The 26,273-nt window shown below is 43.3% G+C and carries 26 protein-coding genes and 3 tRNA genes; 6 read left to right on the forward strand and 23 right to left on the reverse strand.

Annotated elements, in window-relative coordinates; genetic code table 11:
* Positions 1-44 precede the first annotated feature (44 nt).
* The 6 genes from WC227_04295 to WC227_04320 form a co-directional block, all read right to left on the reverse strand.
* Entirely contained in the window at positions 45-770 is a 726-nt protein-coding gene (locus WC227_04295; GenBank protein ID MFA6963898.1) for a dolichyl-phosphate beta-glucosyltransferase, read from the reverse strand.
* Positions 770-2,608, reverse strand: a complete 1,839-nt coding sequence (locus tag WC227_04300; protein ID MFA6963899.1) for a glycosyltransferase family 39 protein — start codon at positions 2,606-2,608, stop codon at positions 770-772. The genes WC227_04295 and WC227_04300 overlap by 1 nt, the downstream gene beginning before the upstream one ends.
* A complete protein-coding gene (locus WC227_04305) occupies positions 2,580-4,115 on the reverse strand; it encodes a glycosyltransferase family 2 protein (GenBank protein MFA6963900.1) in 1,536 nt (511 codons plus the stop codon). Before WC227_04305 ends, WC227_04300 begins: the two co-directional genes overlap by 29 nt.
* Complete coding sequence (locus WC227_04310; protein MFA6963901.1) at positions 4,112-4,444, reverse strand: hypothetical protein; 333 nt, start codon at positions 4,442-4,444, stop codon at positions 4,112-4,114. Before WC227_04310 ends, WC227_04305 begins: the two co-directional genes overlap by 4 nt.
* Before the next feature lie 13 nt (positions 4,445-4,457).
* Positions 4,458-4,533, reverse strand: a tRNA-Thr gene (locus WC227_04315).
* Between the two features lies 1 nt (position 4,534).
* Positions 4,535-4,608 (reverse strand) — tRNA-Gly (locus WC227_04320).
* Between the two features lie 152 nt (positions 4,609-4,760).
* Here WC227_04320 and trpS point away from each other — a divergent pair.
* From trpS to gpmI, 6 genes are all read left to right on the forward strand, one after another.
* Positions 4,761-5,768 (forward strand): tryptophan--tRNA ligase, encoded by a 1,008-nt coding sequence (gene trpS, locus WC227_04325; GenBank protein ID MFA6963902.1) that lies wholly within the window; start codon positions 4,761-4,763, stop codon positions 5,766-5,768.
* Positions 5,769-6,178: 410 nt separating this feature from the next.
* Positions 6,179-6,255, forward strand: a tRNA-Asp gene (locus tag WC227_04330).
* 185 nt (positions 6,256-6,440) lie between these two features.
* The gene (locus WC227_04335; GenBank protein ID MFA6963903.1) at positions 6,441-7,430 is read left to right on the forward strand and encodes a hypothetical protein; all 990 of its coding nucleotides are present in this window, start codon (positions 6,441-6,443) and stop codon (positions 7,428-7,430) included.
* 179 nt (positions 7,431-7,609) lie between these two features.
* Positions 7,610-8,365 carry a slipin family protein gene (locus WC227_04340; GenBank protein ID MFA6963904.1) on the forward strand — a complete coding sequence of 252 codons (756 nt, stop codon included), beginning with the start codon at positions 7,610-7,612 and terminating at the stop codon, positions 8,363-8,365.
* Between the two features lie 120 nt (positions 8,366-8,485).
* A complete protein-coding gene (gene eno / locus WC227_04345; GenBank protein MFA6963905.1) occupies positions 8,486-9,772 on the forward strand; it encodes a phosphopyruvate hydratase in 1,287 nt (428 codons plus the stop codon).
* A 14-nt stretch (positions 9,773-9,786) separates the two neighbouring features.
* Positions 9,787-11,304, forward strand: coding sequence for a 2,3-bisphosphoglycerate-independent phosphoglycerate mutase (gene gpmI, locus WC227_04350; GenBank protein ID MFA6963906.1), 1,518 nt, complete (start codon positions 9,787-9,789; stop codon positions 11,302-11,304).
* Positions 11,305-11,354: 50 nt separating this feature from the next.
* Here gpmI and WC227_04355 read toward each other — a convergent pair whose 3' ends face one another.
* The 17 genes from WC227_04355 to WC227_04435 all read right to left on the reverse strand — a co-directional run bounded on the left by WC227_04355 (position 11,355) and on the right by WC227_04435 (position 26,203).
* A complete protein-coding gene (locus tag WC227_04355; GenBank protein ID MFA6963907.1) occupies positions 11,355-12,398 on the reverse strand; it encodes a peptidylprolyl isomerase in 1,044 nt (347 codons plus the stop codon).
* 45 nt (positions 12,399-12,443) lie between these two features.
* Positions 12,444-12,977: a hypothetical protein gene (locus WC227_04360; protein ID MFA6963908.1), complete on the reverse strand. Its 534-nt coding sequence runs from the start codon at positions 12,975-12,977 to the stop codon at positions 12,444-12,446.
* A gap of 35 nt (positions 12,978-13,012) precedes the next feature.
* Positions 13,013-14,413, reverse strand: coding sequence for an LCP family protein (locus WC227_04365; protein ID MFA6963909.1), 1,401 nt, complete (start codon positions 14,411-14,413; stop codon positions 13,013-13,015).
* A 56-nt stretch (positions 14,414-14,469) separates the two neighbouring features.
* Positions 14,470-14,832 carry a tRNA (adenosine(37)-N6)-threonylcarbamoyltransferase complex dimerization subunit type 1 TsaB gene (tsaB, locus tag WC227_04370; GenBank protein ID MFA6963910.1) on the reverse strand — a complete coding sequence of 121 codons (363 nt, stop codon included), beginning with the start codon at positions 14,830-14,832 and terminating at the stop codon, positions 14,470-14,472.
* Positions 14,829-15,251 (reverse strand): tRNA (adenosine(37)-N6)-threonylcarbamoyltransferase complex ATPase subunit type 1 TsaE, encoded by a 423-nt coding sequence (gene tsaE / locus WC227_04375; GenBank protein ID MFA6963911.1) that lies wholly within the window; start codon positions 15,249-15,251, stop codon positions 14,829-14,831. The genes tsaB and tsaE overlap by 4 nt, the downstream gene beginning before the upstream one ends.
* A gap of 45 nt (positions 15,252-15,296) precedes the next feature.
* Positions 15,297-16,037: a PH domain-containing protein gene (locus tag WC227_04380; GenBank protein ID MFA6963912.1), complete on the reverse strand. Its 741-nt coding sequence runs from the start codon at positions 16,035-16,037 to the stop codon at positions 15,297-15,299.
* A gap of 1 nt (position 16,038) precedes the next feature.
* Positions 16,039-16,239, reverse strand: a complete 201-nt coding sequence (locus WC227_04385; GenBank protein ID MFA6963913.1) for a hypothetical protein — start codon at positions 16,237-16,239, stop codon at positions 16,039-16,041.
* Positions 16,236-16,820 carry an epoxyqueuosine reductase QueH gene (locus tag WC227_04390; protein MFA6963914.1) on the reverse strand — a complete coding sequence of 195 codons (585 nt, stop codon included), beginning with the start codon at positions 16,818-16,820 and terminating at the stop codon, positions 16,236-16,238. The genes WC227_04385 and WC227_04390 overlap by 4 nt, the downstream gene beginning before the upstream one ends.
* Positions 16,821-16,822: 2 nt before the next feature.
* Positions 16,823-17,872 (reverse strand): Holliday junction branch migration DNA helicase RuvB, encoded by a 1,050-nt coding sequence (ruvB, locus tag WC227_04395; protein ID MFA6963915.1) that lies wholly within the window; start codon positions 17,870-17,872, stop codon positions 16,823-16,825.
* Positions 17,873-17,945: 73 nt separating this feature from the next.
* Positions 17,946-18,500, reverse strand: a complete 555-nt coding sequence (ruvA, locus tag WC227_04400; GenBank protein ID MFA6963916.1) for a Holliday junction branch migration protein RuvA — start codon at positions 18,498-18,500, stop codon at positions 17,946-17,948.
* An 8-nt stretch (positions 18,501-18,508) separates the two neighbouring features.
* Positions 18,509-19,633, reverse strand: coding sequence for a glycosyltransferase family 4 protein (locus WC227_04405; protein MFA6963917.1), 1,125 nt, complete (start codon positions 19,631-19,633; stop codon positions 18,509-18,511).
* Positions 19,634-19,635: 2 nt separating this feature from the next.
* Complete coding sequence (locus WC227_04410) at positions 19,636-20,811, reverse strand: glycosyltransferase family 4 protein (GenBank protein ID MFA6963918.1); 1,176 nt, start codon at positions 20,809-20,811, stop codon at positions 19,636-19,638.
* Between the two features lie 17 nt (positions 20,812-20,828).
* Positions 20,829-21,905, reverse strand: coding sequence for an HAD family hydrolase (locus WC227_04415; protein MFA6963919.1), 1,077 nt, complete (start codon positions 21,903-21,905; stop codon positions 20,829-20,831).
* Positions 21,902-22,894 (reverse strand): galactose-1-phosphate uridylyltransferase, encoded by a 993-nt coding sequence (gene galT, locus WC227_04420; protein MFA6963920.1) that lies wholly within the window; start codon positions 22,892-22,894, stop codon positions 21,902-21,904. Before galT ends, WC227_04415 begins: the two co-directional genes overlap by 4 nt.
* 98 nt (positions 22,895-22,992) lie before the next feature.
* Positions 22,993-23,514, reverse strand: coding sequence for a crossover junction endodeoxyribonuclease RuvC (ruvC, locus tag WC227_04425; protein ID MFA6963921.1), 522 nt, complete (start codon positions 23,512-23,514; stop codon positions 22,993-22,995).
* A gap of 66 nt (positions 23,515-23,580) precedes the next feature.
* Positions 23,581-24,312, reverse strand: coding sequence for a YebC/PmpR family DNA-binding transcriptional regulator (locus WC227_04430; protein MFA6963922.1), 732 nt, complete (start codon positions 24,310-24,312; stop codon positions 23,581-23,583).
* Positions 24,313-24,418: 106 nt separating this feature from the next.
* The gene (locus WC227_04435) at positions 24,419-26,203 is read right to left on the reverse strand and encodes a hypothetical protein (GenBank protein MFA6963923.1); all 1,785 of its coding nucleotides are present in this window, start codon (positions 26,201-26,203) and stop codon (positions 24,419-24,421) included.
* Positions 26,204-26,273: the final 70 nt, after the last annotated feature.

Raw genomic sequence — 26,273 nt, forward strand, 5'->3', positions numbered from 1 at the left:
AACAAATTTATTTGCCTCATATTTGTCTTTGCTAGACTAGATAATTAGTAAATTTTCTTTTGCAAATTTTGACGGATTTTCCACGAATCAACTATCATTTTGAGCCCATCTTTCAATGGGTTGACAGTCGAATGTGGATCATCGTGCCAGGTGATCCCCTCCTCCTTTATTTTGTATCCTAATTTTTTGGCAATAGCTAAAACTTCAATATCGAAAGAGAAGTCAAATATGGTCAGCTTCTCGAAAATCGCTCCGGCCGCCTCTTTCGAAAATAATTTGAAACCGCACTGTGTGTCTTTGATCCCAGGCGTCACAAGGGCTTGGATCATCCAGTTCAAAGCTCGGCTGCCCGCTCTTCGAGTGAATGACTGTGGGATGGCTAATTTGCCACCTTTGCAGTATCTGGAGCCGATGACGACATCGTATTTATCGATATGGGCAAGAAGTTTGTCGACCTGTTCGATTGGGGTAGAATTATCAGCATCGGCGAATAACACATACTGGCCCTTTGCCAATTTGATTCCGTCCTGCACTGCACCACCCTTCCCGCGGTTCTGTTCGCCTTCGTAGATCACCAGATTCGGAATTCTGTCCACAAAATGTTCGGCGGAGCCAACCGTGTCATCAGGGGATGCATCAATTGCAACTATCGTTTCGACGATGAAGTCTTTGGTTTTAACATATTTTTCTATCGCTTCCAGAATAACGTGGATCCGTTTTTCTTCACGATATGCCGGAATCACAATTGATAAATAGATTTTCTCGTCCATCAAAGTCCTATTTTGTGATTAATATTTGGTCTGGGATAATCAAGATATTTGATCGGATACGGAGATTTGGGCGGATGTTGCTTCAAGTCTTCCGGAGTAATGTTGTAGACCAGGATAGAGCCACCAATAATCGCCTTTGGCTTAATATCGTCAAGCCAGTTGTACGACCATTTGCCCTCTTCTGGACCACGTAATTTTGACAATTGATAGAAAGTCGCAGAGACAGCCAACCAGCCCGTAGTGGGTCCGTAGCTAGAATGCCAGTCTGTACGACTTGGCAAGTAATAGGTGGGGACTGAACCGAAATAATCCACCTTAATATTCGTGATATTATTGTCGCCTACGTATTTCTTGAGTCGGAGAAAGTCCTGGCCCCAATCAAGTGAAGAGTCAACTAGCCTGGTGTAGCGCTTGTCTTTGGGGGTGAGTTCATTGAAATACGCGATGAAATTAGGGAAATTTGAGATTGTTGAAACAGCTAAATATGCCAGAAGAATAACTAGGGCGATCTGCATCCGACCCAGTTTCCGCCAATTCCAGCTGGGATTCACAATTGGATAAATTGCATAACCGATCATCAATAATACGAAGGGAATCGTTGGCATGAGATGACGAATACCAATGTTCAGCGAACCCTGCAATGTGATAGCCCAGTAAATAACCCATGGCACGATTAGGAGCGAGAGCATCCATTTGATTTCTTTTTGCTTTGGCCAATTACGAATTATCGAATAAACAGAAAAGAAAAACATAGCTATGATTGGTAAGGGAGTTTTGAGCAACCAAGCGACCGGGAAATACCAGGGGATTGATTTGTCAGAAAGATGACCCCAAATAAAGGTTGCATTGCCACCGCCAACACGGCCGATAACTAGGAATATTCCCAGGATATAGTGGCCAAGTGCTCGCAAGTACGGATTATTTTCAAATAAGTGGAGAAAGTTTCTAAGGGGCAAAGTCCTCGCATCGGACGTCATATTTGTGTCTATCAATTGATGCTCGATAGCAGGCGGAGTCTTCCAAACCAAAGGTAGGTAAACCAACCAGACGACCACCAATGAGATCAGACTGACATATACTAGAGGCATGAAATTTGCAACAAAATTATGCCGGAAGCCTTTCTCCTTTCTATCCAAAACGGCCCGAACTACCACGAGAATGAAGAAAATCGGGAACAGCAAAACCCCAGAAAACTTTAGGAGTTCAGCTATCCCGAGCGCAACTCCGGCAAGCAAAATGCTCGACAAAGTTTTCTTAGTGACCGCCTTGTCAAAGGCATACGTCGCCAAGACAAAACCAAATGCCGCCGCTACGTCGGTAGTGACTAGCCGGCCGTGAGCGATGACGTCAGGGTAAAGCGCATATAGGAAAAGGATGACTACGCCGACTTTCCAGCCGAAGAGCTCAATCGCCCACTTGAAGAGCAACAGGCCCAGCCCAATCATGAGCAGCATCATCGGAAGTCTGGCAAGAGAGAATACTTCGGCAGGATCGTTGCCTTGACGATAAATCATGCTCCAGCCCGATTCCCATTGGTTTATGTCTTTGAAGCTTGAATCGTCCTCTGGACCCTTGATCTTACTATTCATGACGAGAGGAACACCGGCCAGAACTTTCGCCAGAGGCGGATGCTCTGGATTCAATCGATAATCTTGATCTTTTAAGTAGGTATAGCCAGCGGGAATATGTGCGATTTCATCGACAATAGCAGAATCACCCGGCGTGTTTCCGATCCCTCGGGAGGAAAATAGGGCGAGCAAGAACATAAACAGGAGAATCCCCGCAGGCACGAAATATTTATATTGTATTTTACTGCAGATCCTCTTTAGCAATTTCATTTTGTCCCTCCAAAATATTTGACCTCTTTGTTGATTTCGTAGTCACTCTGAAAACTTCAAGATATTTACCAAACATCAGCCGAGTCTGTGATTCCATAGCTGGGATGGAAGAAAAGAAAATGTTGGAAATCGGCATTACAAATGGGGTCAGGCACCAGTCGAGTAGAATTCGACCAAATGGTTTCCTGCCTTGTCTCTTCGGCATCAGAAGGGTAGAAATCACAAGTGTGACAATCATACCGAGCCATGCGATAGTCAGCATTTTGATATACACTCCGCGAAAGCTATATGCCAAAATGTCTCCCTGAAAGGCAGAGCCGAAAAAAACCGGAATCCAGGCTGAAGTGATCAGGACCAACGATGTCGTCGACCAGGAGATATGTGATTCCCATAATATCAAAGCGTTCGCCCACCTGTCAAAAAACGGTATTTTGTGGTTTCCTATCGTATTTTCCATCACAAAAGGGATGTCTGACACACCCCAAGCCCAACGTTTTTTCTGCAAATACTGCTCACGCATAGTATTCCTGAAAGTGTCAGCCAAGACTGCGTCCTGATAGATTGGAGTATACATCGGTACCACTTCGTGACAGCCGTCAAACCGATAATAAGTTCGCCAAAACTGATGGCCGTCTTCCACAATCGTCTTGGTCGACCAGAAATCTGTTTGGACTAGTGCGGCTAGACTCTGTGCATGGGCAGAGAAATTACGAAGCCGAGAAGGTCTTGTCGTAACAATTAATTGCCAAAAAGACGAACCCATCGCCATCAACCGATTCATCATCGGCACGTCCCAAATATTGTTGAAAAACATAGGCAACGGCTGAAAACTTTTGTGGATGGGATCGGGATCAGTGACATATTTATAAGTCAGATCGAGGAGATAATTTTTGTCCATGATATGGTCCGAATCCATCGTTGTCACGACCACATTTTCGTAAGGAATTTTCTCTTTGTCGATTTGTTCGAGTACCTTTCTGGCCGCGTAGGTGATGTTCCCACCTTTACCGATCACTTCACCGGGAATATCCTTGGGATGCATTACGGTCATGAAAAGATGAAACTTCTTGCCGTGCTTTTCGGTTAATATTTTGGAATACTCCCCTGCCCGTTCTTTGTCGCGCTCCTCCGTCCCCAAGACATAAATAACATGATCCTGCGGGTAATTCGAAGTGAGAACGGAACGAATAGATGATTCTAGAATTTCAATATCTTCCTTGTATGTCGGAACAATCACAAGATGATATATCTCCTTCCATTTGCCGTCCGTCTGGTCTAATTTTGCTTGCCAATCAGTTTTCATGTCACGTCGATAATTTCGATAACCCAGGATTAACCGATAAGACATCACAAATGTTCTTATCAACCAGTAAGTTAGATAAAAAATCATGTAAATAGCAAATACTTTTGGCGAGACTAGGACAACGACGAAAGGCAAAAGCAATATTGACCAAGAAATCAAACCGGGGAGTACTTCAAACAATCTTTTGTATTTCCAGGTGTTCATTGGTGAGATAGATAATAAATTTCCAAAATCATTACAAGTGCTACTGCCAAGATATTGCCGATGAAGAGGAGATAGCCAATTTCGCGTTCTCTTTTGAAGGAAGAAAAGGCCAAAACAGTGTTGAGAATCAGAATGATGAAAAGCAGTTTGATTGGGTAAACACCGATTCTGATATAGACAAAAATGTCTGGAGAGCTAAGCAAGAAATGCCAGATAAGATAATCTACAAACGACCAGATTAGGGAAATAGAAAACAAATACCGATTCACGATATCGTCAACCAGAAATTCCTTCAGGAACGGACCAAGGGTGGTTATATATTTTTTCATATTTTTTGTATTTTGGAGCCGCATTCGAGATTCGAACTCGAGACCTCCACTTTACGAAAGTGTTGCTCTACCAGCTGAGCTAAAGCGGCATGGAGCGGGTAGTGGGAATCGAACCCGCGACTCATCCTTGGGAAGGATACATTTTACCACTAAACTATACCCGCATTAATAACGACGATATTATCTACTACTAGAAAATTTATCACTTTGGGGTTGAAAAAACAATCGCTTGCCAATATTTTGTGTAAATAGAAATTCCAAGCTTGAAGATCACTCAGAAAAATTGTATAGTTATTGCAAATCAAGAAAGGATTTCATGGAACAGAAAAAAGTTATATTGACAGGAGACAGACCGACAGGCAAACTTCACCTCGGTCATTTTGTCGGTTCACTCCAAAATCGAGTCAAATTGCAACATGAGTATGAACAATTCATACTGATAGCCGACCTCCAGGCCCTGACAGACAACTCTGAAAATCCGGAAAAAATTAGGTCAAATGTCCTCGAAGTAGCCCTAGACTACCTAGCGGTTGGAATAGACCCGGAGATTTCCACAATATGTATTCAGTCCGAACTGCCCGCACTTTCTGATTTGACAATGTACTACTTAAATCTCGTCTCGCTTGCCCGACTTCAACGCAATCCTACAGTTAAAGATGAAATGAATCAAAAAGGCTTTGGAGCTGAAGTCCCTGCCGGATTTTTGACATATCCGATCAGCCAAGCCGCCGATATATCTGCATTTAAGGCAACTTTGGTACCAGTCGGCGCTGACCAGCTCCCGATGATTGAGCAAACCAACGAGATCGTTCGCAAATTTAATCGTGTTTACAATTCCAACGCATTAGTTGAATGTGAAGCACTAGTATCCGAAACTGGTCGACTTCCTGGTATCGACGGTAGCAACAAGATGTCCAAGTCCCTTGGCAACTGCATATATCTCTCAGATTCAGCTGAGGAGATCAAACAAAAAGTCATGAATATGTACACCGACCCGGATCACATCCATGTCGAAGATCCAGGAAAAGTTGAGGGGAATACTGTATTCGCCTATCTCGACATTTTTGATGAAAACAAAGACGAGATCGCGAAATTAAAAGAAGAGTACAAAAAGGGCGGCCTTGGCGACGTAACACTTAAGAATCGTTTGAATGATATTTTGCAGGAATTGCTCAATCCAATCAGAGCAAAGCGCGAAGAATTGGCCAAAGACCCAGATGCAATTATGAAAATTTTGGAAAAAGGCTCAGAGAAAGCTCGGGCAATTACTGGCAAAACGTTAGAGGAAATTAAATCTGCGATGAAGCTGGATTATTTCGCATAAGATTCAAACGCCTCATATGTCTGAGGTGTTTCCGATATCCACTTCATTGATTTTTGAGTCCAAATTTGTTATAATCCATTCTATTGCGGGGGCGTAGTTTCAGCCAAAGGCTGATCAGCCTCTGGCTGACAGTTGGAAAATATGCATTTTGTTTATTTCTTAAAAAGTATTACCAACGGAAAGTATTACGTCGGTCAGACAGATCGCGAACCTTCTGTACGTTTACAAGAGCATAATTCTGGCCATAATTCATGGACAAAAAAGAATGGCCCCTTCGAACTGATTTACCACGAAAGTTATGCATGCAAAGAAGATGCTAGGAGGAGAGAAAACTTTTATAAATCTGGTATTGGCAAAAGGGTTATGAAAGCGATAATCGAGATATTTGTTAATAAGGAAAAACCAACTACGGGGGCGTAGTTCAGTTGGTTAGAACGCCACACTGTCACTGTGGAGGTCGCCGGTTCGAGCCCGGTCGCTCCCGCCATATGTTGGTTTTTCCTTAAGAATAATGTCTCTCTAGCAGGTCTGGGGCAGAGGCCCGCCCATCCTCGACTGGGCTCCCGCCATAAAAAAGGATAGCTCTTCGAGCTATTTTTTTGTTGCAGAGCCGTCAAGACTCGCACGAGATTAGCGTATTTGATATAATCAAAAAAATAAATTGGAGTTAGAATGTCTGAGCATAATCTTGGCGCGAGTAAAAGCGATACAAAATTTTCAGCATCGGATGAACAAGTTAATCCAATACAACCTGGCGGTCCTTTGCCAGACCATATGCTATGGGAAACCAGTGTAGATCAGAATGATCCATCAATAGAATTGGGTATTACAACACCTGATGGCGATTATTTTCCATTCGATCATGGCGAATCGCTAATTATGATCATGATGGCAGATGGCCAGAGACAACCATTTGTTAGACTGAAAAGTGGCCAGGAAGTCAGGTTTGAATCTTGGAGATTATCAAGAAGACAAGAATTTGCTGAAGTATTAGACAATGTCGACGAAGATTATAAGGCAGCATATCTCGCGGCACTGGAAGACTTCCCCCATCTTGACCAGATGCAAGTCGAATTGGCAACTTCCCAGCAATATCCAAATCTGAAGTATACTGGCGGCTTTTGGCGAAAACCTCAAAGCGACGCAGATGCTCCAAAAATTGTTGTTATTATGGGGCAAAATGGGCTATATGAACAGCTACTAATCGATCGAGAGCTCTCGGCCAGAAAAAGTGCTGAGATAATCGGTATCGATTTCGAGGTGATGAAAGAACACCCAAATATTTTAAAACTTTTTATTTTCCTCCATGAAATCGGCCATGTTGAGGATTATATAACAAACTTTCGCAAGAAAAGTGAATTAGACGGTTCTGATCCAGTGCAGGCAAAACGAGAAAAACGCAATCGAGAAATGGTCACTTTGCCTATTCCTGGAGTAAGTCCAGATTTGGCGAGACGAATGTACGACAGCGGAGAGCTCCAAACATACTACGCAAAATATCAACAAAATTACCAAAGGATTAGAGGGTTAATGTCGGTTGAAGAATTGCTAGATGCCAACGAGATTGCTTACCATGAGCTCCCGTCAGAGAGATATGCTGATCAACGGGCAGGAGAGATATTAAGAAAACATTGGAACGTATTAATCAATCACACCAAATAGTGATGTATTAATTCGAGATAAAAATGTATTCAGACCGATAGTTCTAACTTCCGCCACTATGCCCCGCCGTTAAGAATCACCAATCTTTGTAAAAATTGGTGATTCTTTATTTGCTAATACTCTTGCATTTAGGTCAAGATCGTTGTACTGTGGAGCTGATAATTAATAGAAAGGGTGTTATGTCCTATTGGCTCATTCCGATCGCGATCTTGGTCTTTTCTGCCCTCAGAGTCGTTCAGCAATATGAAAAAGGTGTCGTTTTCCGCCTTGGTAAGGTCATCGGCGAGCGAGGCCCAGGTTGGCGAATTATGATTCCGATCATAGACATTATGCGCAAAGTTTCCTTGCAGATAATCACCATGCCGATTCCTTCACAGAAAATTATCACGAAAGACAATGTTTCGATCGATGTAGCCGCTGTCGCCTACTTTCAGATCGTTGACGCGACCAAATCCTTGGTTGCAATTCAGAATGTTGTCTCAGCCGTGAATCAAATTTCCCAGACCACGATTAGAAATTTTGTTGGACAATTCACACTTGATGAAGTATTGTCCGAGACCGATAAGATAAATAAGAAGGTCAAGAATATCATCGACACTCACACTGAGGCCTGGGGCGTTTCAGTCAAAACTGTAGAGATCAAAGATATTCAACTCCCAGACACAATGCAACGAGCGATGGCCAAACAGGCCGAAGCTGAGAGAGAAAAGCGGGCCAAAATCATCGCAGCTGAAGGTGAATTTCAATCAGCAGATCAGCTTGGCAAGGCCGCCGATGTCATAGCTAAGCATCCAATTGCTCTGCAACTTCGCAATCTCCAGGTCTTGTCCGAAATAGCAGTGGAGAAGAATTCGACAATTGTCTTCCCATCCCAACTATTCTCAAGCGTTGATAACTTGAAAAAATTCGTGGGCGACGAGATAAGTTCTAAATAGTTCATACAATTTCATACATAGAAAATTGCCCCGCCACACTGGGGCAATTTTTTTGTCTTGAAATTTATAGTAAGAAATTGGTAAGATGAGTGAGCATTATTATTTATTGGAAGGCATTGAATGTCAAAAATCGCAAAAATTGTCGGGAGAGAAATCTTAGATTCTAGAGGGAATCCAACCGTAGAAGTTGATGTTACCCTAGAAGATGGCTCATTTGGCAGATCCGCTGTGCCATCCGGTGCTTCAACTGGAAGTTACGAAGCCGTAGAGCTCAGAGACGGTGGCAAGAGATATGGCGGCAAGGGCGTCCAAACAGCAGTATCCAATATCAATACTGAATTAAACGATAAATTGATCGGCCAAGAATTTGACCAAGGATCTCTCGATAGCGCGATGATCGAGCTGGACGGGACAGAAAACAAAGGAAGGTTGGGCGCGAACGCAATCCTCGGTATTTCCTTATCTTTTGCTCACGCAGAGGCCAAGAGCAAAGGTATGAAATTGTATGAATACTTTGCTCAGATTAGCGGCAACGGCAACCTGCAACTTCCAGTTCCAATGATGAATATCTTAAACGGTGGAAAACATGCCGAAAATTCTACTGACCTTCAGGAATTTATGATTATGCCCGTTGGAGCGCCAACATTTGGGGAGGCCTTGAGATATGGTGTAGAGACCTTCCATGCTCTTAAGAAAATTTTAAAAGACAAAGGCTTGAACACCTCTGTCGGCGACGAAGGTGGATTTGCACCCTCTCTTCCGAATAATGAGGCCGCTCTTAAAATAATCCTTGAAGCAATTAAATCTGCAGGCTACGAAGCCGGGAAAGACATTTTCATCGCCATCGACGGTGCCGCTACTGAGCTTCTTGTCGACGGTAAATATGATCTTAAGACCGAAGGAAGAAAATTATCTAGTGACGAGATGATCGATCTTTATGCTAGTTGGATCGAGAAATATCCTATAATTTCGATTGAGGATGGTCTGTCAGAAGATGACTGGGAAGGTTATGAAAAGTTCACACAGAGATTGAGCGGGAAAGTCCAAATTGTGGGCGACGACTTATTCGTAACGAACATTAAAAGATTGCAAAAGGGCATTGGCAGCAAAGCAGCAAACTCCATTCTTATCAAACTTAATCAGATTGGTACGGTCACCGAGACGATAAAGGCGATAGAAATGGCCAATAAAGCAGGCATGACTTCCGTCGTTTCACACCGTTCTGGCGAGACCGAAGATGCCACTATCTCGGATTTTGTAGTAGGCCTAGGGACTGGCCAGATCAAGACCGGTTCTCTCTGCCGTTCAGAGCGAACATGCAAGTACAATCAGCTCTTGAGGATAGAGGAAGAGCTAGGCGACAAGGCAATTTTCCCAGGACGCTCAGCTTTCTTATTTGATAAATAATCGAATCTAATATTATGAAACAGAGCGACAGAAAAGTTGCGCTGATTATTTTGGATGGCTGGGGATATAGTCCAGACACAGAGCACAATCCGATCAGTATCGCCGAGACTCCATGTTTTGATCGTTTGTGGGGAAAATGTCCTCATGCTTTTCTGGAAGCTAGCGGCGAGGCAGTCGGTCTGCCCGCTGGGCAAATGGGTAATAGCGAGGTTGGCCATACCGTAATTGGAGCTGGCAAAATAGTCTACACTGATCTGGCAAAAATTTCTAAGGCCGCAAGAGAAAAAGAACTTTCAACAAATTCAGCTTTGATTGCACTCTTTGACCACGTGAAAGAATACGACTCGGTACTCCATGTTGCAGGACTGATTGGTCCTGGCGGAGTCCACAGCCATTCGGAGCACCTCTACGCTTTCCTCCGAGCCGCCGACAGAGCCGGGATTAAGAAGATAGCCATCCACGCCTTCATGGACGGCCGCGATACTCCTCCCCAAAGCGGACGACAATACTTGAAGGAACTAGAAGAAGTAGTCGACGAGATTGGAATTGGTTTTATTGCCACAGCTTCAGGAAGGTTTTACGCTATGGACCGAGACAACAACTGGGATCGGCTCCAAATGGTGGAGAATATGATATTTGATGGCAAGAGCGGTCGGCGCGAAAGTCGAAAACCGTCAGAAGTAATTGCTGAGCTATACGAACATGGTATTATAGACGAACATATTGAACCAACAATGTTCTTGGATGATTCTGGGATAAGTTACCAAATCGGCAAGAATGATGGCGTATTTTTGTTTAATTTCAGAAAAGATCGGGCCAAGATGATGACGAGCAAAATCATCGAAAGAGGCAGGGGCAATAACAACTTTTTGGTTACTATGACAGAATATGATAAAAGCTTCCCCTGTCTACATGCGTTTACCGAAGAAATCATCGAAACTACCGTTGCCAAGGAGATCTCGAGAGCAGGGATGAGACAGGCTCATATCGCAGAAACCGAGAAATTCGCCCATTGCACATATTACTTGAATGGCGGGAAGAAGGAGCCATATCCCGGAGAAGAACATATCCTTGTCGAGAGTCGAAAGGACATCAAGACTCACGACCAGGCCCCAGAAATGAAAGCAGAGGAAATAACGGAAAAAGCTATCGAGCAGATAGAGATTGACACAAATTTCATCTTCATAAACTACGCAAACCCAGATATGATCGGTCACACCGGCAATAGAAGTGCGGCCGTTAAGGCCATCGAATCCCTCGATTGCCAATTGGGAAGGCTCGTTCAAAGAGCCGAAAAATCAGGTTACAATATTCTAATTACCGCTGACCATGGAAATGCTGAGGTTATCTTCGACGCCGTCACGAAGCAACCTCATACGGCTCATACCACAAACAAAGTCCCCATCATCTATTCGGGTGGAGAGGGGCACACACTTTCGGACGGGAATCTAAGTGATATCGCGCCCACAGTGCTATCCTTGCTGAAGATACCAATCCCCGAAAGCATGACTGGCAAAATATTGCTTAAATAACGAAAAATCGACCCTGAATGGTCGATTTTTCTAGTGTAGGATATTTGTGTCTATTTTATATCATACATTTTCAAAATAAAACTTTTGTCCTTGAGCTCAGAAATCCAATCAGCAAATTTTTTCTGTAAAATCCCACCCCTGCTTTCTACTTTGATAATGTGCCAGCCGTAGATAGTCTTGACCGGTTCAGACACTTCTCCAACTTTTGTGCCGAAGGCGACGTCGGAGAATTCCTGAACCATCTCACCGTCTGCAAATGGCTCAAGTTTGCCCCCGTTTGGAGCGCTACTTGAGTCTTCTGAGTATTTCTTGGCCGCTTCTGCGAAATCAAGTCCGCCGCTAATTTCTGCTTTTATGGAATCTGCCTTGACTTTGGCTTTTGCGATATCGTCAGCAGAGGCGTTTTCAGCCACTCTGATCAAGATATGGTCAACCGTAACCTTTGCGATAACTTTCTCATTTAGTTTGTCTCTCATAATCTGGATTCTGACTAATTGCCTAAACCTTTTCAGATTTATTCCGTACATTTCGTTCAGTATTTTTTCAACTTTGTCCTGGCCACCATTTTGCTGAACAATACCGTCGATAACTTGGTCTTCGTCCTGCTTGGTAACTTTGACTTTGTATTTGACAGCCTGGATCTGGATAATTTTATTTTCGATTAATTGGTCTACAATTTGCTGATCAATTTCCTTGAAATCTACTGAGGTCTCCATCTGAGTTGCCTCATAGAAATGATGGATATAATCAGACTCCGCCGTGTACGAGTCGTAAGTGATGAACTGATAATTCACGACCGCAATTGGATAAGGAATAAAACTAGTTGCGAATTTTACATTTTTCGACTGCGATTTGAATCCGTAGATCATAACTCCTGTCACAACAACGTAAGCGACAAATATGACAATAAATATCCCGACAATCACCGATGTTTTCTTGTAGAGCGGGCTGGCCATAAACTCCTTGCATTTGATCGCTCGGATTTTCGTCCAGCATGCAGAACAAAAACTAGAAACTGGTTTTGGTATTTTAATCTTATCAACCCAAATAAATAACTTTTTCAATCTCTTAAATACGTCCTTATCAATCTTCATATAGCTTCCTTTTAATGTGAGTTTATTATAGTTTCTTTGTCTTCTCTACACAAGCCCACCCCAGCTGGAGGTCAAGAAGACTATCGTGATGGCTAGCACAGTAATCGTCGCGTAAGTAAAAAACTTGTTGTCTGTATGCTTAGCCAGAACAGTATAGCAAAATCCGACGAAAAGATAAGAAACCGCTGCGATTATCAATCCCTGGCTAGTTGGATCGACCAAAAAATAACTCAATATCAGGAAAACCTCGAGGATAATCAGAGAAAAAAGTACAAGATAAATCAACCGCTTGTCTCCGAGAATACCGATCTTTTGCTCGACATATGTGAATAAGTATGAAAATATGATCAGTGTTCCGATCATCGCGAACCAAAGGGGCAGGGACATTTGATATAAGACAGAATATAGGGCATGGCCAGATGTAAATGAAAGCAAGATTAGCGTAAATATTGGTGAAAGTTCCCGCCATATGACAAAAAGACCAAAAACAGAAATCCCGATCATCGTATACAAAAGAAAATCGCTAGACACATTTTGGGCATAGGTGAAAACACCCCAGGCCAAAATGGCTGTGAGCATAGATTTTCTAGTAAATTGACTCTTCAGAAAAGCCATTAATTTTTGGTCGAATTATAATCTTTACCAATATAGATCGCAATTTCGGAGGAAGGATTTGCTGGCGCAGTTTTGCCTGCAGTAACCCCAACCTTGAGGAGAGAAGAAAGATCGTCGAGCGCTTTCTTCTTGTTTCCATTTGAATAGTCGTAAATAACCGTTTTCTCCATCACTGACTTGGCATTTGAGACTGTCAGCACATCAACTTCCCCCGATCGAGCTAACTCTTTGGACAGATTTGTGGCCAGGCCGGGCGTGCCAGAAGCGTTATAAATTTCTATCTTTGCAGTCGTACCCGCCGGTTCATCAAAAATGTTTTTGATCATGCTATTGATTTTGATGTAATTACCACCCTTCGGCAGAAGGTGATAGGTCCCGTCAGATGAACTCTCCAAATAACCATCTTTGCCGGTGTTCAACACCTTGGTGCTCATATTGTTCCTGTCAATTTTTGAAGCTAGCGAAAGAAATTCTTTTAGTTCTGGCAGGGACATATTCGTTTTCATAGAATCGCCGAGTGTGTTAATTAAATCCAATATCTTCTTGGGGTTAGCCAAGGTACCGCCAGCCGTTGCCTTCTCCTTTACGGCAGTCAAAATTTGTTGTTGTCTAGCCGCTCGGTCGAAATCGCCTCCGCTAGTCCCATGGCGAGATCTGGCATATTTGAGAGCAGTTTTGCCGTCCAAATGATGCTGCCCGGCTTTGATATAAAATGGAGCGTATCCCTCCATTTTGTCGTCTGGGAACTCAGGATCGTAGATATCGCTCGCCACTGTGACGTCAATTCCGCCCAATTGATCAATTAGCTTTTCGAATCCGCTGAAATCGGTGGATACGTAATAATGAATTGGAATATCAAAAAGTTTTGAAATTACGTCGCTTTCGTAATTGGCGCCAGATGTAAGCGCCTCACCTCTACACTGGCTAAGCTTCTTTTTGGTGCAATTCTTCGCCAGATAGGAATTATAGCCGATCGAGAGTGCGGAATTTATCTTGGCTTCCCCACCACTTGGCATTTTGACCCAGAGATCACGAGGAATCGAAATCATAGCGGCTTTGTTGTCAGAAGGTCTAACGCTCAGAATCATAATCGAGTCAGTAAGCAACCCTCCGTCATGGCCGACTCCGCCTGATCCGAATAGCAGGATGTTGATTCTATTTTCTTTTTGTCCCTTGAGGATATCTTTGCTGCCGTATATGGTTTTGATCAGGTCTGCTCCGTTGCCAAACCCATTCTCAAAAATTTTTGATCCTGAGGAAATAGCATAAGATATGACCGATATTCCGAGTACAACAATAATTCCCAATATGATAAAGAAAATTTTCCAGAGCCTTTTCTTCTTTGATTGAGCTACAACTGGTTGGTCTTCGGTCTTTCTGACTTTTCGTCTCAAAAACATTAAAATATCCGCTATTTGTTTCACTAATCAATAGTATCAAAAACGAGGGCGAAGGTCTAGCTTTTGGGCTGTGAAATCTTTGGTGCAAAAGCATAGACTGGCAGAACAGGCTTTTCAAAATTTCTGGTTTGAATGTCAGACATTTGAGCAACAACTGGAATATCCAGACTAAATGCCAAACTATTTGCAACACTAACCCCAACTCTTACTCCCGTGTATGGCCCAGGGCCTGGATTAACTACAATTGCTGAGAGATCTGACTTTTTTTTGCCAGCGTCTTTCAAAATACGCTCAATGTTGGAGAGCAACTCTTCGGTATGATTGTGTACCACTCGCCAATTTAATGAGCCGACTAAACTTTCTCTGTCATAGAGACAAAGTCTGGCTTCCCAATCTGCTGTATTTATCTCAAGTATCATCGGTATTCTACCTCTCTTGAATTTTCGTCGATGTATTTGAACATAATGGTTTTCGTTCGCTCTTTGGGAATTAACTTGGATATTTTCTCTGGCCACTCAATTACACAAATGCTTTTGCCGTCCGCAAAATATTCCTCGAGCCCAATTGAAATTGCATCATCCTCGTTTGCAAGCCGGTAACAATCTACATGCACCATTTTACGGTCCGTAGCTTCAATCTCATACTTTTTCATAATAGTGAAGGTCGGGCTTGTGACTGGGTTGGTAATACCCAACGCCTCGGCAAAAAATTTCGTAAACGTGGTTTTCCCAGATCCGAGATCGCCTTCCAGGGCCAAGATTTGGCCATCGCAAACCTCACCAGCTATGTCAGCGGCGAATTCAGACATCTCACCCAAATTATTCAGAACTTTTTTCATTTGGTATTCAAATAATCAATGCAAAGAGGATTTCGACAAATATGATTATAACTTAATCTCCTTCCCCTCTTCCAACTCCCCATTTCTTTTTTTTTCTTCGCCCCTGTTCAAATCACCAAATATTTTTTTGGACTCTTCACTTTCGAAAACGGGACTCTTCATTCTTTCGGACAAGTTCTTCTTTTTTATCAGAGTCTTGGCCTCTCTTTCAAGATGTTCATACTTTTTATGAGTTCCTGGCTTTTGGTCTGGCAGGTTCTCTATGTGATGCTCGTGGAGATTTATAATTCTCTTTGCCACTAAATATGGGTTGGGAATCGACAAGAACTGAAAGTTTTCCCTCTCTCCTGCGGTCTGAATCATCACGTCACCGAAATGTAACAGAGTCGGAAAAATTCCATTAATTCGTGCATTCACATCCTGGACCTGATGCAAATGTAATTCTGAGATCTGGCGATGGAAGAATCCGGCTTGATCAATATCGACAATCCTTCTGTCAGTGACGATATAAACATCTAGATAGTAGGAAATAAAACCATAAAGCTGAAGGCCTATGGTAAACAATAGATAGATACTCAAAAGTAGCATAAGCGAAAGTCTGAGCAGGCCGTCTAGCGATTGGCCGTAGGCAATGAAATAGTAAATCGCGAAAATTGCAGGCACGATCATAAACAAACCAATCCCGGCAAACGGGACATAGTTGAACCAGTGTTTCCTGATCAGCAGAAAAACTTTTTCTTCTTTTTCTTGGCTAGGGAATAATTTGTCTTCGTCTGTTTTGGCCATTTTAGGGTAATTCGACTATTGCGAATATTAATGTTGTCACAATGATAGCGACAGAAACGATAGAATAAATCACTATGGCAAGCTTGGAAAGGTCACCCGAGTAGCCAAAACGCCAGAGATGATAAATCCCCACGCCGCTGTAGATAACGAAGGCGAGGACAACACAAAGATAGATTACGATAACAGCATAATTATAATTCATTCTAGGCGTCCTTCCGCTTTTGAATCCTTGCATCCGCAAAAAGTTGGAGACTCCAAATCATGATTTTTGGCATAATTTCTTCCCTTCCAGTAACCTTTGCGGAAATCTTGATAATAAAACGTCAAACCATAGTCGAGAGCCCTCTCGTTGCAAATCTCGACAATTTCGTCGTGGTCTTTGTACGGAGAACAAAGTAAGGTGGTAGTAAAATAATTAATCTTCAGCTGTTTGGCCTGTTCAACTGTCTGCTGTATTAGAAGAGAGTTGCAAAAGCGACAGCGGCGTCGGCGGTATCGATCAATCTCAGTAATATATTTGATTGAACTCTTGTCCTTGTACGGGGCTATGATATCGAGGAGGTCATCTGGATGATGCTCTGGCAGAATAAGCTGAATGTCATTCTCCTGGCAATAATTTTCGATATTTTCTCGCCTTTTCTGGTATTCCTCGTGCCCATCGATTTCGGGATTGTAAAAGAAGGCTACAGGCACAAATCCGGCCTTTTGGAGCTCAGCAAAAACATAGCTGGCGCACGAGGCGCAACAGGTATGAACAAGAATTTTCCGAATTTTGCTGGTCATCTTTAGAAAAGACTATTCTTCTGGCTATTCTTTATTTTTAAATGGTCGAATGCCAGTGGTGTCACGATTCTACCACGATTTGTCCGATTTATGAAGCCTAGCTGTAACAAATATGGCTCGATCACATCCTCAATCGTATCCTTGTCCTCCGAAAGTGCGGCCGCAATTGTTTCAAGCCCCACTGGTCCGCCGCCGAATTTTTCGATAATGCAGTTGAGATATTCTCTATCATTTCGGTCGAGACCGATTTCATCAATATTGAGCTTGGAGATCGCTTCGCGAGCAATCGGCTGGTCGATCTTGCCATGATGTTTCACCTCCGCGTAGTCCCTGACCCGCTTCAAGATACGGTTGGCAATTCGAGGAGTGCGACGCGATCTCTTGGCAATCTCACCCTTGCCCTCATTGTCGATAGAAACATTTAGTAAATCAGCTGAGCGATTGATGATTTCAGAAAGTTCAGGATCAGAGTAAAATTCCAGCCGATGAACCAAACCAAACCGATCACGCAAAGGAGACGAAAGAGAGCCAAATTTGGTGGTGGCGCCGATAAAGGTAAATGGTTCGAGATTGATTCTCATGCTACGGGCCGACGGGCCCTTGCCAACAACCAAATCAACGACATAATCTTCCATCGAAGAGTATAATACCTCTTCGAGATTGCGATTCAGTCGATGAATTTCATCAATAAATAGGACGTCGCCCTTCTGAAGATTGGTTAAAATTGCCACTAAGTCGCCCGCTCGCTGAATAGCGGGGCCAGAAGTAACCTTGATCCCGACACCAAGCTCATTGGCGATAATGTGGGCCAAGGTTGTCTTGCCAAGTCCTGGAGGGCCGTAGAGTAAAATATGTTCGATTGAATCGCCCCTTCTTCGCGCTGCTTCAATCACGATTGCCAGATTGCTCTTGATCTCATCTTGGCCGACATAATCTTTCAGCGCTCTCGGGCGTAGGGAGCTATCGAACCTTTCGTCCTCAGAAGAAGCCTCTTCGCCGGAGACGAGGGTAGAAATATCAGTTTCTAAATTTTGTTCTAGATCTCTATCCATGAGGCCATTATAACAAAAAGAGAGCTCAATACTAGCTCCCTGCTCCTATTTGATCTCCATCCGTAAATAAAGCCTAGCTTTTCGCTAGTTTTTTGAGACACCAGCGAATTTTCTCCTCCGTGGTAATAATTTCGGCTGGAATTTTGTTGATGAAAGATGCAATCTCGTTTTTCTTGTAGCCGAGAGACTCTAATGCATCGAAAAGGTCGTTGTTTTCTCCGCCAGCGAGGACATTGATATTCTGATCTCCCGACAACTTCGACTTCAATTCAAGGATTATTTTGGCCGCCACTTTCTTGCCGATTCCTGGAACGGCTGTAAAGAAATTTAAGTCGTCAGAAATGATAGCACGAATTATCTTGTCCGACTTGCCTGATGACATAATATTCAATCCAGCCTTCGGTCCAACCCCCGATACAGTGATCAATTTCTCGAACATATTTAGCTCGTCGAATGACTGGAAGCCGTAAAGATCATCTAGATCTTCGCGAATATGTTGGTGGATGAATAATTCCGTTGACTCGCCGTTGGCCAAGACGGTAGCTGAGTCGACATTGACGCCATAACCAACCCCGCCAGTTTCTAGAATAATGAAACCGGTCCGGCTGACCACAACTTTTCCTTTCAAATATGAAATCATTTTCGCAACAGCTCGATAAACAACCGTTCATAGCTATCAACCATTTTCTCGATATCAAATTTTTCTCGGGCATGATTATGAGAAGCGACGGCCATTCCTTCGTACTCAGCGTCGCCAAGAGAATCAATTTTGCGAATCGCTTGCTCGAGACCGCCAACACCAGTCTTGGCTATCACCCTTCCTCGATCAACTTTCCCCTCTGCCGGATCAATTAAATATCCGGTTTTCCCGTCGATGATGAGTTCGGGCGCTGAGCCGTTCGCATATACAATCGCTGGCTTTCCAGCCGCCATACTTTCCGCCATCACTAGACCGAACGCTTCTTCCACTTGCATCGGATTTACCAACGCGATACTTCCAGCCAACAATTCGCTCTTCTCCGCATCATTCACTTCGCCCACATAAAAAATCTGCTGATTATCAATTTGCGGCTTTATTCTTTCCTCAAAATATAATTTGTCCTCGAGACGAGGATAGCCCCCTGCGATTTTCAATTGAACGCCTGCCTTCTTGGCTGCTTCAATCGCAAGATGGACACCTTTCTCCTCGGTGATACGGCCCAGAAAAACGAAATAATTACCTTTTTCAGTTGTGAACTTTATTTTTGAGAGGTCTATCCCATTGTAAACGAAATTGTGGTATTCAATGGAGTCGAATATTTCTTGTTGGTGTTTGCTAACCGTAACCAAAGAGACATTCTTCATTTTGCTTATTTCAGTATATATCCTAGCACGGTAAGGTGGGGAACCAACAGGAGCATGGATGGTTGAGACGATTGGTTTATTTATCAGACTTGCGTGCATGAGAAAACGCCACCCTATGTTGTCGTGGATAACATCAAAATCTTCTTGAAGCCGGACTATCTCATCTAACGCCTTATTCTTGTAATGCTCATTCAGGGCCTCAAACCCAGAGGAGCACAGTTCGGCGTCTTCTCGAATACTCTTTTCGATAACGGGTACAAGTTTGGCGCTGGTTTCTGAATTAGAAGATGCGAAAAGTGTGACGTTATGACCGCGCTTGACTAGGCCCTCGGCCAACCAAAAAGCTATTCTATTGACCCCGCCACTCTTCGAAGGAGGAACCGGATCCAATAATTCGGCCAATATCGCAATTTTCATTTTTAATTCGCAATTAATGATTTGTAGAGTTTCTCAATTTTCTTCGAAATTTCTGGCCATTGGAATTTTTCGACTGCCCGCTTGTGGCCAGCTTCGCCCAATTTTAATCTCAATTTTTCATCCGAGAGCAGACGAATAGCATATTTGGCGAAGCCGTGGATGCTATTGTAACCACTAACTAGATACCCGTGTTCACCGTGTTGGAGCACGTATGGTACTCCCCCACATTTAGTGGCTACTACTGGGACCTTAGAATACATCGCCTCGGCCAATACGATACCGAAGGCTTCATAGATGGTTGGTGAGATCAACACTTGTGACATCCTATAGAAAGCAACTTTTTCTCGGACATTGGAAATATAGCCACAAGCAGTCACCCTCTTCTCAAGTCCGTATGAGCTTATCATCTCTTTCAGTTCAGGCGAGGTGTCTGTGTAGGCCCCAATAATTAACAGATGCGCGTCAGGGATCTTTTTGGCGATCAGATCAAAAGCTTTGATCGATCTGTCCAAGCCCTTCCGAAGATCAGTCATCGATCCGAAAACCAGGACATATTTCTTGTTTTCAGGGATTTTGAATTTCTTCCTTACGTCTCTTCTCGGTTCCGATTCACTCACGATATTAATATCGATGCCATTTGGGATTATTCGGAGTCGATCGATATTGATCTCTGGATATTTCCGCTTCAGCAACGCCTTCTCGTAGTCGGAGACACAGATGGTAGCAGAGGAATTTCTGATGACTGGAACGGTCAGCATCCGCTCAAAATATTTTCGAATATTTTTGACTTTCTCGGTATCAAAAACGTTCCAAGGATGATAATGAGGCGTGAAAACATATGGCTTCTTCTTGCATTTGGCCGCAATGGCGCCGACCTGGGAGGATTGGCAAAGTGTGCCATGAACATGGAGCACATCAAAGTCATGCTCTAACAAATAGGATAATAGAGTTGGAAAAACGACTTGATTGGCCGGCTCATCGAGTGGATAGGCTGGCAACACTACAATTTTGACCCCTTCAAGCTTGAGCGACTTCTTGAAGCTGGCCAATTCTCCGATATCACTAGTAATGATCGTGACGCTGTGGCCCAACTTGACCAAGTTTTTTGAAATATTAAAGACGTGACGCTCCTGGCCACCACCGTAATAAAATCTTTGACAAATTTGAATAATTTTCATGTTTGCTTCCCTGACTCCTATTTATTCTCAGTTGATGTAGTATTATTTCTAATCTTGTTAATTTCTCTCGCTCTTCTTAATACTTCTGCGGCGTAGGCGACGCTGTGCGGACCCTTACGACCCTTTTTCTCGACATAAAACAACGCATGTTCTCCTTGATTTGTCGGCACGTATTTAAAGCTACCCGCTCCAGTTACATCTTCTTTATTGACAATATCGTCTATGGCCTCATCAAGTTCTGGCTTTGACCCACCAACTTTTACTTTAGCAACTTTATCGATACTATTTTCGAACATCGGAATATCATTTCCACTATCACCCGCTACGATCCCAGAGTCAATATCTAATTCTTCAACTAAGTAATTGATCGCGTCCGCTTTATCAAGTGCCAATAGATCCACATAGTAGAGGCTTTTGCCCCCGTCTAATTTCTGGATTTGACAAACTGAGACCCTGAATTTTGGAAATAATTCCGTGAATCTATCACGGACACTCTGCATCTTCTGAATATTACCTTCGAACTGAAGGCTAACTTTGAACTCTTGGTTCTCTAGATATGGTGCTCCGTCCAGGAACGCTTGTTCTTCGGCTGGCCACTGGAATTGTAATTTTAATTCTTGGTCGGAAGCTGACTCACCATCAATTTCTTCTTTGGCAGTCTCTACCACTTCCTTGCGGTTGAATCCTGTTGCCAACACGCGTTCTCGATATTTTGAATCCGGGACATAAAACAATTTATCTCCCTCTCGCTTTAATACCCAGATCTGTGAACCCACCGAACTACAAATCGCTTGGAAATAGGGCAGTTCTCCTTTGGCGATTCTTTCCCCCACTACCTGAATTTGATTTCCTGTATCAGCAATAATTGGGTAGTTCTCTCTCTTGGCCCCGTCAAACAGTATTTTGGTTGTTTCTGGTTCGCTCGGGAGAAAAGCTGTGTCATCAATATCGGTAAAAACCGCCACGGATTCTCCGTTGCTTTTCCTCTGGGCGTCTAGCATCGCGACCAATTCAGAATCAGTATAAGCTGACGGCGCTTCCTCGGCTGGGCTTTCTAGATCGATGCCATAGTTTACTTCGCCACGGTCTATCATTTATCTTTCCCTTTTAAGTAGTGTGAGGCCTCTTCTGGCGGCATAGTATTGATGATGATTTCGCTACCCAATTCAAATCCTCCGTAGCGTGAAACCCTGGGCGCAATTTCCATGTGCCAGTGATATGAAGCTGAGTCATCAAATATGGTCGGTAGTGTATGAATATAGAAGTTTAGAGGTGGATTGTCAAGAGTTTTGTCGATCATTTGGAGCACCTTGTGGGCCGCTTCGGAGAATTCTTTCATGCTAACTTTCGAAGTCATCTCAAATTGGCTCTCATGACTCTTCGGCATTATCCAAGTTTCAAATGGAAATCGGGAGGCATAAAAGTTGAAGGCAATAAATCGGTCATTTTCATAAACAATTCTCATCTTCTCTTTCTTCTCGTGCCGAATCATGTCGCAATAGACACAGGTACCATTGATACCAAAATATGTATCAGAGCCGTTCAACTCTCGGCCGACCATGTTAGAGACAACTCCTGAGGCAAAAATCTGGGCATGAGGGTGATCTATCGAAGCACCTGCCTCAGCTCCATGATTGTAAATTGGCACAATCGAAGAAATCTTCTCGTGATCCTTCATCCAGATATAACGGTCGCGGATAACTTCGAACAATTCGTCCAGTATAGCCTGCGGCATCTTGAACAGGGTCATCTCGTGCTCTTTGACGATGACGACTTCATGGTCGCCTACCGAAGCCCGAGCGCGATAAAATCCTTCCTCGGGATAGAAGCTTCGAACGCTCTTGTGCGATTCGTCCTCAAGGAAAGCCGGAAAACGATTCTCTACAACATAGACGTGAGGAGTCTGGCATTTTCGTACTTTTTCGTTTTGTTTGTAGCCCTCGGAATCGACGCAAAAAGGACAATTCGTCTTGTCGGCTACCTTAACACTTTTGGGGATAATAAAATCACGAGGCCGTTTGGCACGCTCCGGCGCTACAACAACCCAGTCACCGGTGATAATATTTTGACGTAATTCAGGCATGATTCCCTCCGGTCAAATGTTCAATGATCAAGTGTCAATTTTCAACTAATTTTGAAATTAAAAAAATGAAATGATCATTGATAACTGATACTTGATAATTAATCGGCCTTTAGCCGATTGTTGGTTTGTGCGTGTGTAATCGCAACTGCCAGGGCGTCTGCCGCATCATCTGGCTTGGGGCAATCTTTCAGATCGCAGACGACCCGCACCATCTCCTGCATCTGCTTCTTGTCCGCCCTGCCATACCCAGTCAGGGCTTGCTTGACCTGGAGAGGCGTATACTCGAAAACTGGCAGACCATATTTCAATCCGGTCACGACTGCCACGCCTCGCGCCTCTGCCACCGATATGACCGTAGTCGCGTTCTTGAAAAAGAACAGCTCCTCCACAGCCATTTCGTCTGGTCGGTTCTTTTCAATTATATCACAAAGAGAGGTGTAAATATGAAGTAACCGCTTCATTTTGTCGGTCTTGGGCGGGGTAATAACACAGCCATATTTGAGCGGTTTGATCTTGTCGCCGCTCTTCTCGATCAGCCCCCAGCCAAGAATTCCGGTGCCAGGATCAATTCCTAGAATCCTGACGGATTTAGTTTTCAGTTTACAGTTTACAGTTTCCATTTATTTTTTGTAATTAAAAATTATTAATTGATAACTAATTGAAAACTGCTAACTGACAATTGCTAACTATAAGTTCGCGTTGCTATATACATTGTTCACATCATCGAGGTCGTCTAAATGATCGATAATTCTTTCGATCATTTCTTTCTTGTCATCAGCCAAATCAATATAATTGGAAGCAATTTGTACTGCCTCGGCTGAATCAACCTTGATGCCAGCAGACTCTAAATTAACTTTGACTGAATGGATATCAGTGAAGGCGCAGGTGACAACGATCAGATTCTCTTCTTTGTCAAAATCTTCTGCCCCAGAGTCGAGAATTGCCATTTCAATATCATCGGGACTGATTGAATTTTTACTGAGATCAATAATCATCTGGCCTGTTTTCTTGAACAAATATGAGACCGAGCCGGCCGAAGCGAGAGAACCGCCATTTTTGTTCAAAACCGTTTTGATTTCCCCAAGCGCTCTGTTTTTGTTGTCAGTCAAGCATTCGATAAGGATGGCAACCCCTGCTGGACCGTATGCCTCGTACGTAATTTCTTCGAGTGCTGCGCCACCGTCAAGACCGCCAAGACCACGCTTGATCGCTCGATCAATATTGTCCTTCGGCATCGAAACAGACTTGGCATTATCAACGGCAACTTTAAGCCCTGGGTTCATCGTCACATCGCCAGATTTGCCATCACGAGCCGCAATAGTGACCAACTTCGCCGCTTTAGTGAAAACTTTGGCCCGCTTGGCGTCGATCACGCCCTTCTTATGTTTGGTCGTCGCCCATTTACTATGTCCTGACATAATTTCCTTGTCATCCCGAACTTGTTTCGGGATCTTAATTACAAACAATAGCGCCCATCTCTGGACACTATTGTTATAACAAACTTCAAACTATAAATCTATCTAGCTAATTGGTGAATTGGAAAGTAGAAGTGATTTTATCCTGAGTTGCCGATAGTTCGCCCGGACTGAAATGAATCCAATATACCTTGGAATTATGTTCTGCAGCTATTTGATAATATGCATCGCCGATTCCACCAGTTAAATATTTGTAGGCCTTTTCTCCATCTAATGTTGTGACGGCTATCTCTGAATTCGTAACATCATTTCGGATAAAGCTATCTAAAGTCTTATCGTCGTTGTTAAATTTTGTAAATTCGGCAAGAGAGCTAACTGTCTGAACAATGATATTTGGTGAATAGGCTTCATTTTGCGTACCACTATTTTTTATAGCTTCATTCTTAGGAGAATTAAACGTGGCAGAGTCTGCTAAGACTCCTTTGGTCCAGTCAGCGGGGTATTTTACAGAGTAGCCAAAAGCTGTGTCTGTATATGTCTTCCAAGTCAGAGTTTCGTCGTAAGTCAACGAATCGGCAATCAAACGAGCTGTCTCGATCTTTGCATTTAGGTCAGAATAATCACCATTTTTAATCTTCTCCGCGATCTGTCTCGAGGATCCAACTCCGTCACATACATCTTCCTTGAGGGCAAGGCGCGCCGCCGCCGAGTCAGCAGTCATAGCCGCAGAAGATGAAGTGATACTTATTTCAATATTTGGAAATTCACTGTTAAGCGCAGTAACAACCTTCAGAGAACTACTCGGAGAACACTCACTGTTGAAATAATCGTAGACCAGCAGACTCTTATTGCTTAACTTTTTGACCATCAATACCTCCGGTATGGCTTGCGCACCGAACATGTTCGTTTGCAAATCTGCAACCGACCAAGAAGTATCTACCTTGACCTGGCTATAGGATGTATTAATTACAGGCAGTCCTTGAATATAAGCCTTTGCTTGGGCGCTTATGTCAAAAGATTTATCAGGGTCAAAATGAACAATTCCATTTTTGCCGTCAGAACTAGATATAAATTTGCCACCATATCCATCTTTTAGATTGTCGATCAGGTTAAGCTTCATGCTGGACCAATCTTGCGGATATTTAAGAGTGAATCCGACTTCTGTATTTGTATATGTCTTCCAGCCGAGGGTAGGATCAATCGCAAATGTATTCAAAATATTCTTTTCCGTGGTGGTCAGATCGCTATCTACTTTTTTGTTCAATGAACTAATTTTATAAATATGACCGCTGCTTTCTAAAACAATTACATATCCGCTGACATCTCCCGCTTGTGTCGCCGAATATGCGGTCTGACCAGCAAAAGTAATTTGTTTACTGTCGGAGAAACCAGATGTTTTCACATAATCAGCAAGAGTCGCGGGCTTCGCTCCACCCAGACCGCCATAAGTGTCGCTAATACTAGCGTAGTAAGTCACCCCCATATTCGGGAAGACGGCTGCTCTTGAGGTAGGGTTTGCGACAGCATAATCATCGTTTGTTTTTTTGGTTTCTGGACTAGTTAGAGCGATAGAATTGGCGCCGAATACCGTTGCGGCATCAGCAAGCGTCCAATCAGTTGGGTATTTGATTGAATAACTAAACGCGGTGCTAGTGTATGTCTTCCAATCTGCAGTCGCGTCTACTGCTGTTGTCGTTGTGGTCGTGTCAGTCGTGGTAACCGTTGAAGCTGTGTCATCGCTTGATTTGGAGTTGATATAGCGATAGTAATAGGCGCCGGCAGCGACTACGAGAAGGAGGACGACGAGAGCCAATAATAGAATTACTTTGCTTCGTACTTTGGTCGATAGCACAAAACTTTTGTGCGATTCTGTCTTCTCCGTTTTTTGATCCATATTAATCTCTCCCTCTTTCATCTTGTTCCTCTCAGTCAGTTAGTGAACACATTGATTTTAAAATTGTATC

The organism is Patescibacteria group bacterium (genome assembly GCA_041671645.1).
Taxonomy (GTDB): Bacteria; Patescibacteriota; UBA1384; order XYA2-FULL-43-10; family 1-14-0-10-43-13; genus JBAZBD01.

Coding starts and splice junctions, on each gene's coding strand:
- WC227_04295 (MFA6963898.1), bottom strand. CDS start 770: ATGGACGAGAAAATCTATTTATCAATTGTGATTCCGGCATATCGTGAA.
- WC227_04300 (MFA6963899.1), bottom strand. CDS start 2,608: ATGAAATTGCTAAAGAGGATCTGCAGTAAAATACAATATAAATATTTC.
- WC227_04305 (MFA6963900.1), bottom strand. CDS start 4,115: ATGAACACCTGGAAATACAAAAGATTGTTTGAAGTACTCCCCGGTTTG.
- WC227_04310 (MFA6963901.1), bottom strand. CDS start 4,444: ATGAAAAAATATATAACCACCCTTGGTCCGTTCCTGAAGGAATTTCTG.
- trpS (MFA6963902.1), top strand. CDS start 4,761: ATGGAACAGAAAAAAGTTATATTGACAGGAGACAGACCGACAGGCAAA.
- WC227_04335 (MFA6963903.1), top strand. CDS start 6,441: ATGTCTGAGCATAATCTTGGCGCGAGTAAAAGCGATACAAAATTTTCA.
- WC227_04340 (MFA6963904.1), top strand. CDS start 7,610: ATGTCCTATTGGCTCATTCCGATCGCGATCTTGGTCTTTTCTGCCCTC.
- eno (MFA6963905.1), top strand. CDS start 8,486: ATGTCAAAAATCGCAAAAATTGTCGGGAGAGAAATCTTAGATTCTAGA.
- gpmI (MFA6963906.1), top strand. CDS start 9,787: ATGAAACAGAGCGACAGAAAAGTTGCGCTGATTATTTTGGATGGCTGG.
- WC227_04355 (MFA6963907.1), bottom strand. CDS start 12,398: ATGAAGATTGATAAGGACGTATTTAAGAGATTGAAAAAGTTATTTATT.
- WC227_04360 (MFA6963908.1), bottom strand. CDS start 12,977: ATGCTCACAGCCATTTTGGCCTGGGGTGTTTTCACCTATGCCCAAAAT.
- WC227_04365 (MFA6963909.1), bottom strand. CDS start 14,413: ATGTTTTTGAGACGAAAAGTCAGAAAGACCGAAGACCAACCAGTTGTA.
- tsaB (MFA6963910.1), bottom strand. CDS start 14,832: ATGATACTTGAGATAAATACAGCAGATTGGGAAGCCAGACTTTGTCTC.
- tsaE (MFA6963911.1), bottom strand. CDS start 15,251: ATGAAAAAAGTTCTGAATAATTTGGGTGAGATGTCTGAATTCGCCGCT.
- WC227_04380 (MFA6963912.1), bottom strand. CDS start 16,037: ATGGCCAAAACAGACGAAGACAAATTATTCCCTAGCCAAGAAAAAGAA.
- WC227_04385 (MFA6963913.1), bottom strand. CDS start 16,239: ATGAATTATAATTATGCTGTTATCGTAATCTATCTTTGTGTTGTCCTC.
- WC227_04390 (MFA6963914.1), bottom strand. CDS start 16,820: ATGACCAGCAAAATTCGGAAAATTCTTGTTCATACCTGTTGCGCCTCG.
- ruvB (MFA6963915.1), bottom strand. CDS start 17,872: ATGGATAGAGATCTAGAACAAAATTTAGAAACTGATATTTCTACCCTC.
- WC227_04405 (MFA6963917.1), bottom strand. CDS start 19,633: ATGAAAATTGCGATATTGGCCGAATTATTGGATCCGGTTCCTCCTTCG.
- WC227_04410 (MFA6963918.1), bottom strand. CDS start 20,811: ATGAAAATTATTCAAATTTGTCAAAGATTTTATTACGGTGGTGGCCAG.
- WC227_04415 (MFA6963919.1), bottom strand. CDS start 21,905: ATGATAGACCGTGGCGAAGTAAACTATGGCATCGATCTAGAAAGCCCA.
- galT (MFA6963920.1), bottom strand. CDS start 22,894: ATGCCTGAATTACGTCAAAATATTATCACCGGTGACTGGGTTGTTGTA.
- ruvC (MFA6963921.1), bottom strand. CDS start 23,514: ATGGAAACTGTAAACTGTAAACTGAAAACTAAATCCGTCAGGATTCTA.
- WC227_04430 (MFA6963922.1), bottom strand. CDS start 24,312: ATGTCAGGACATAGTAAATGGGCGACGACCAAACATAAGAAGGGCGTG.
- WC227_04435 (MFA6963923.1), bottom strand. CDS start 26,203: ATGGATCAAAAAACGGAGAAGACAGAATCGCACAAAAGTTTTGTGCTA.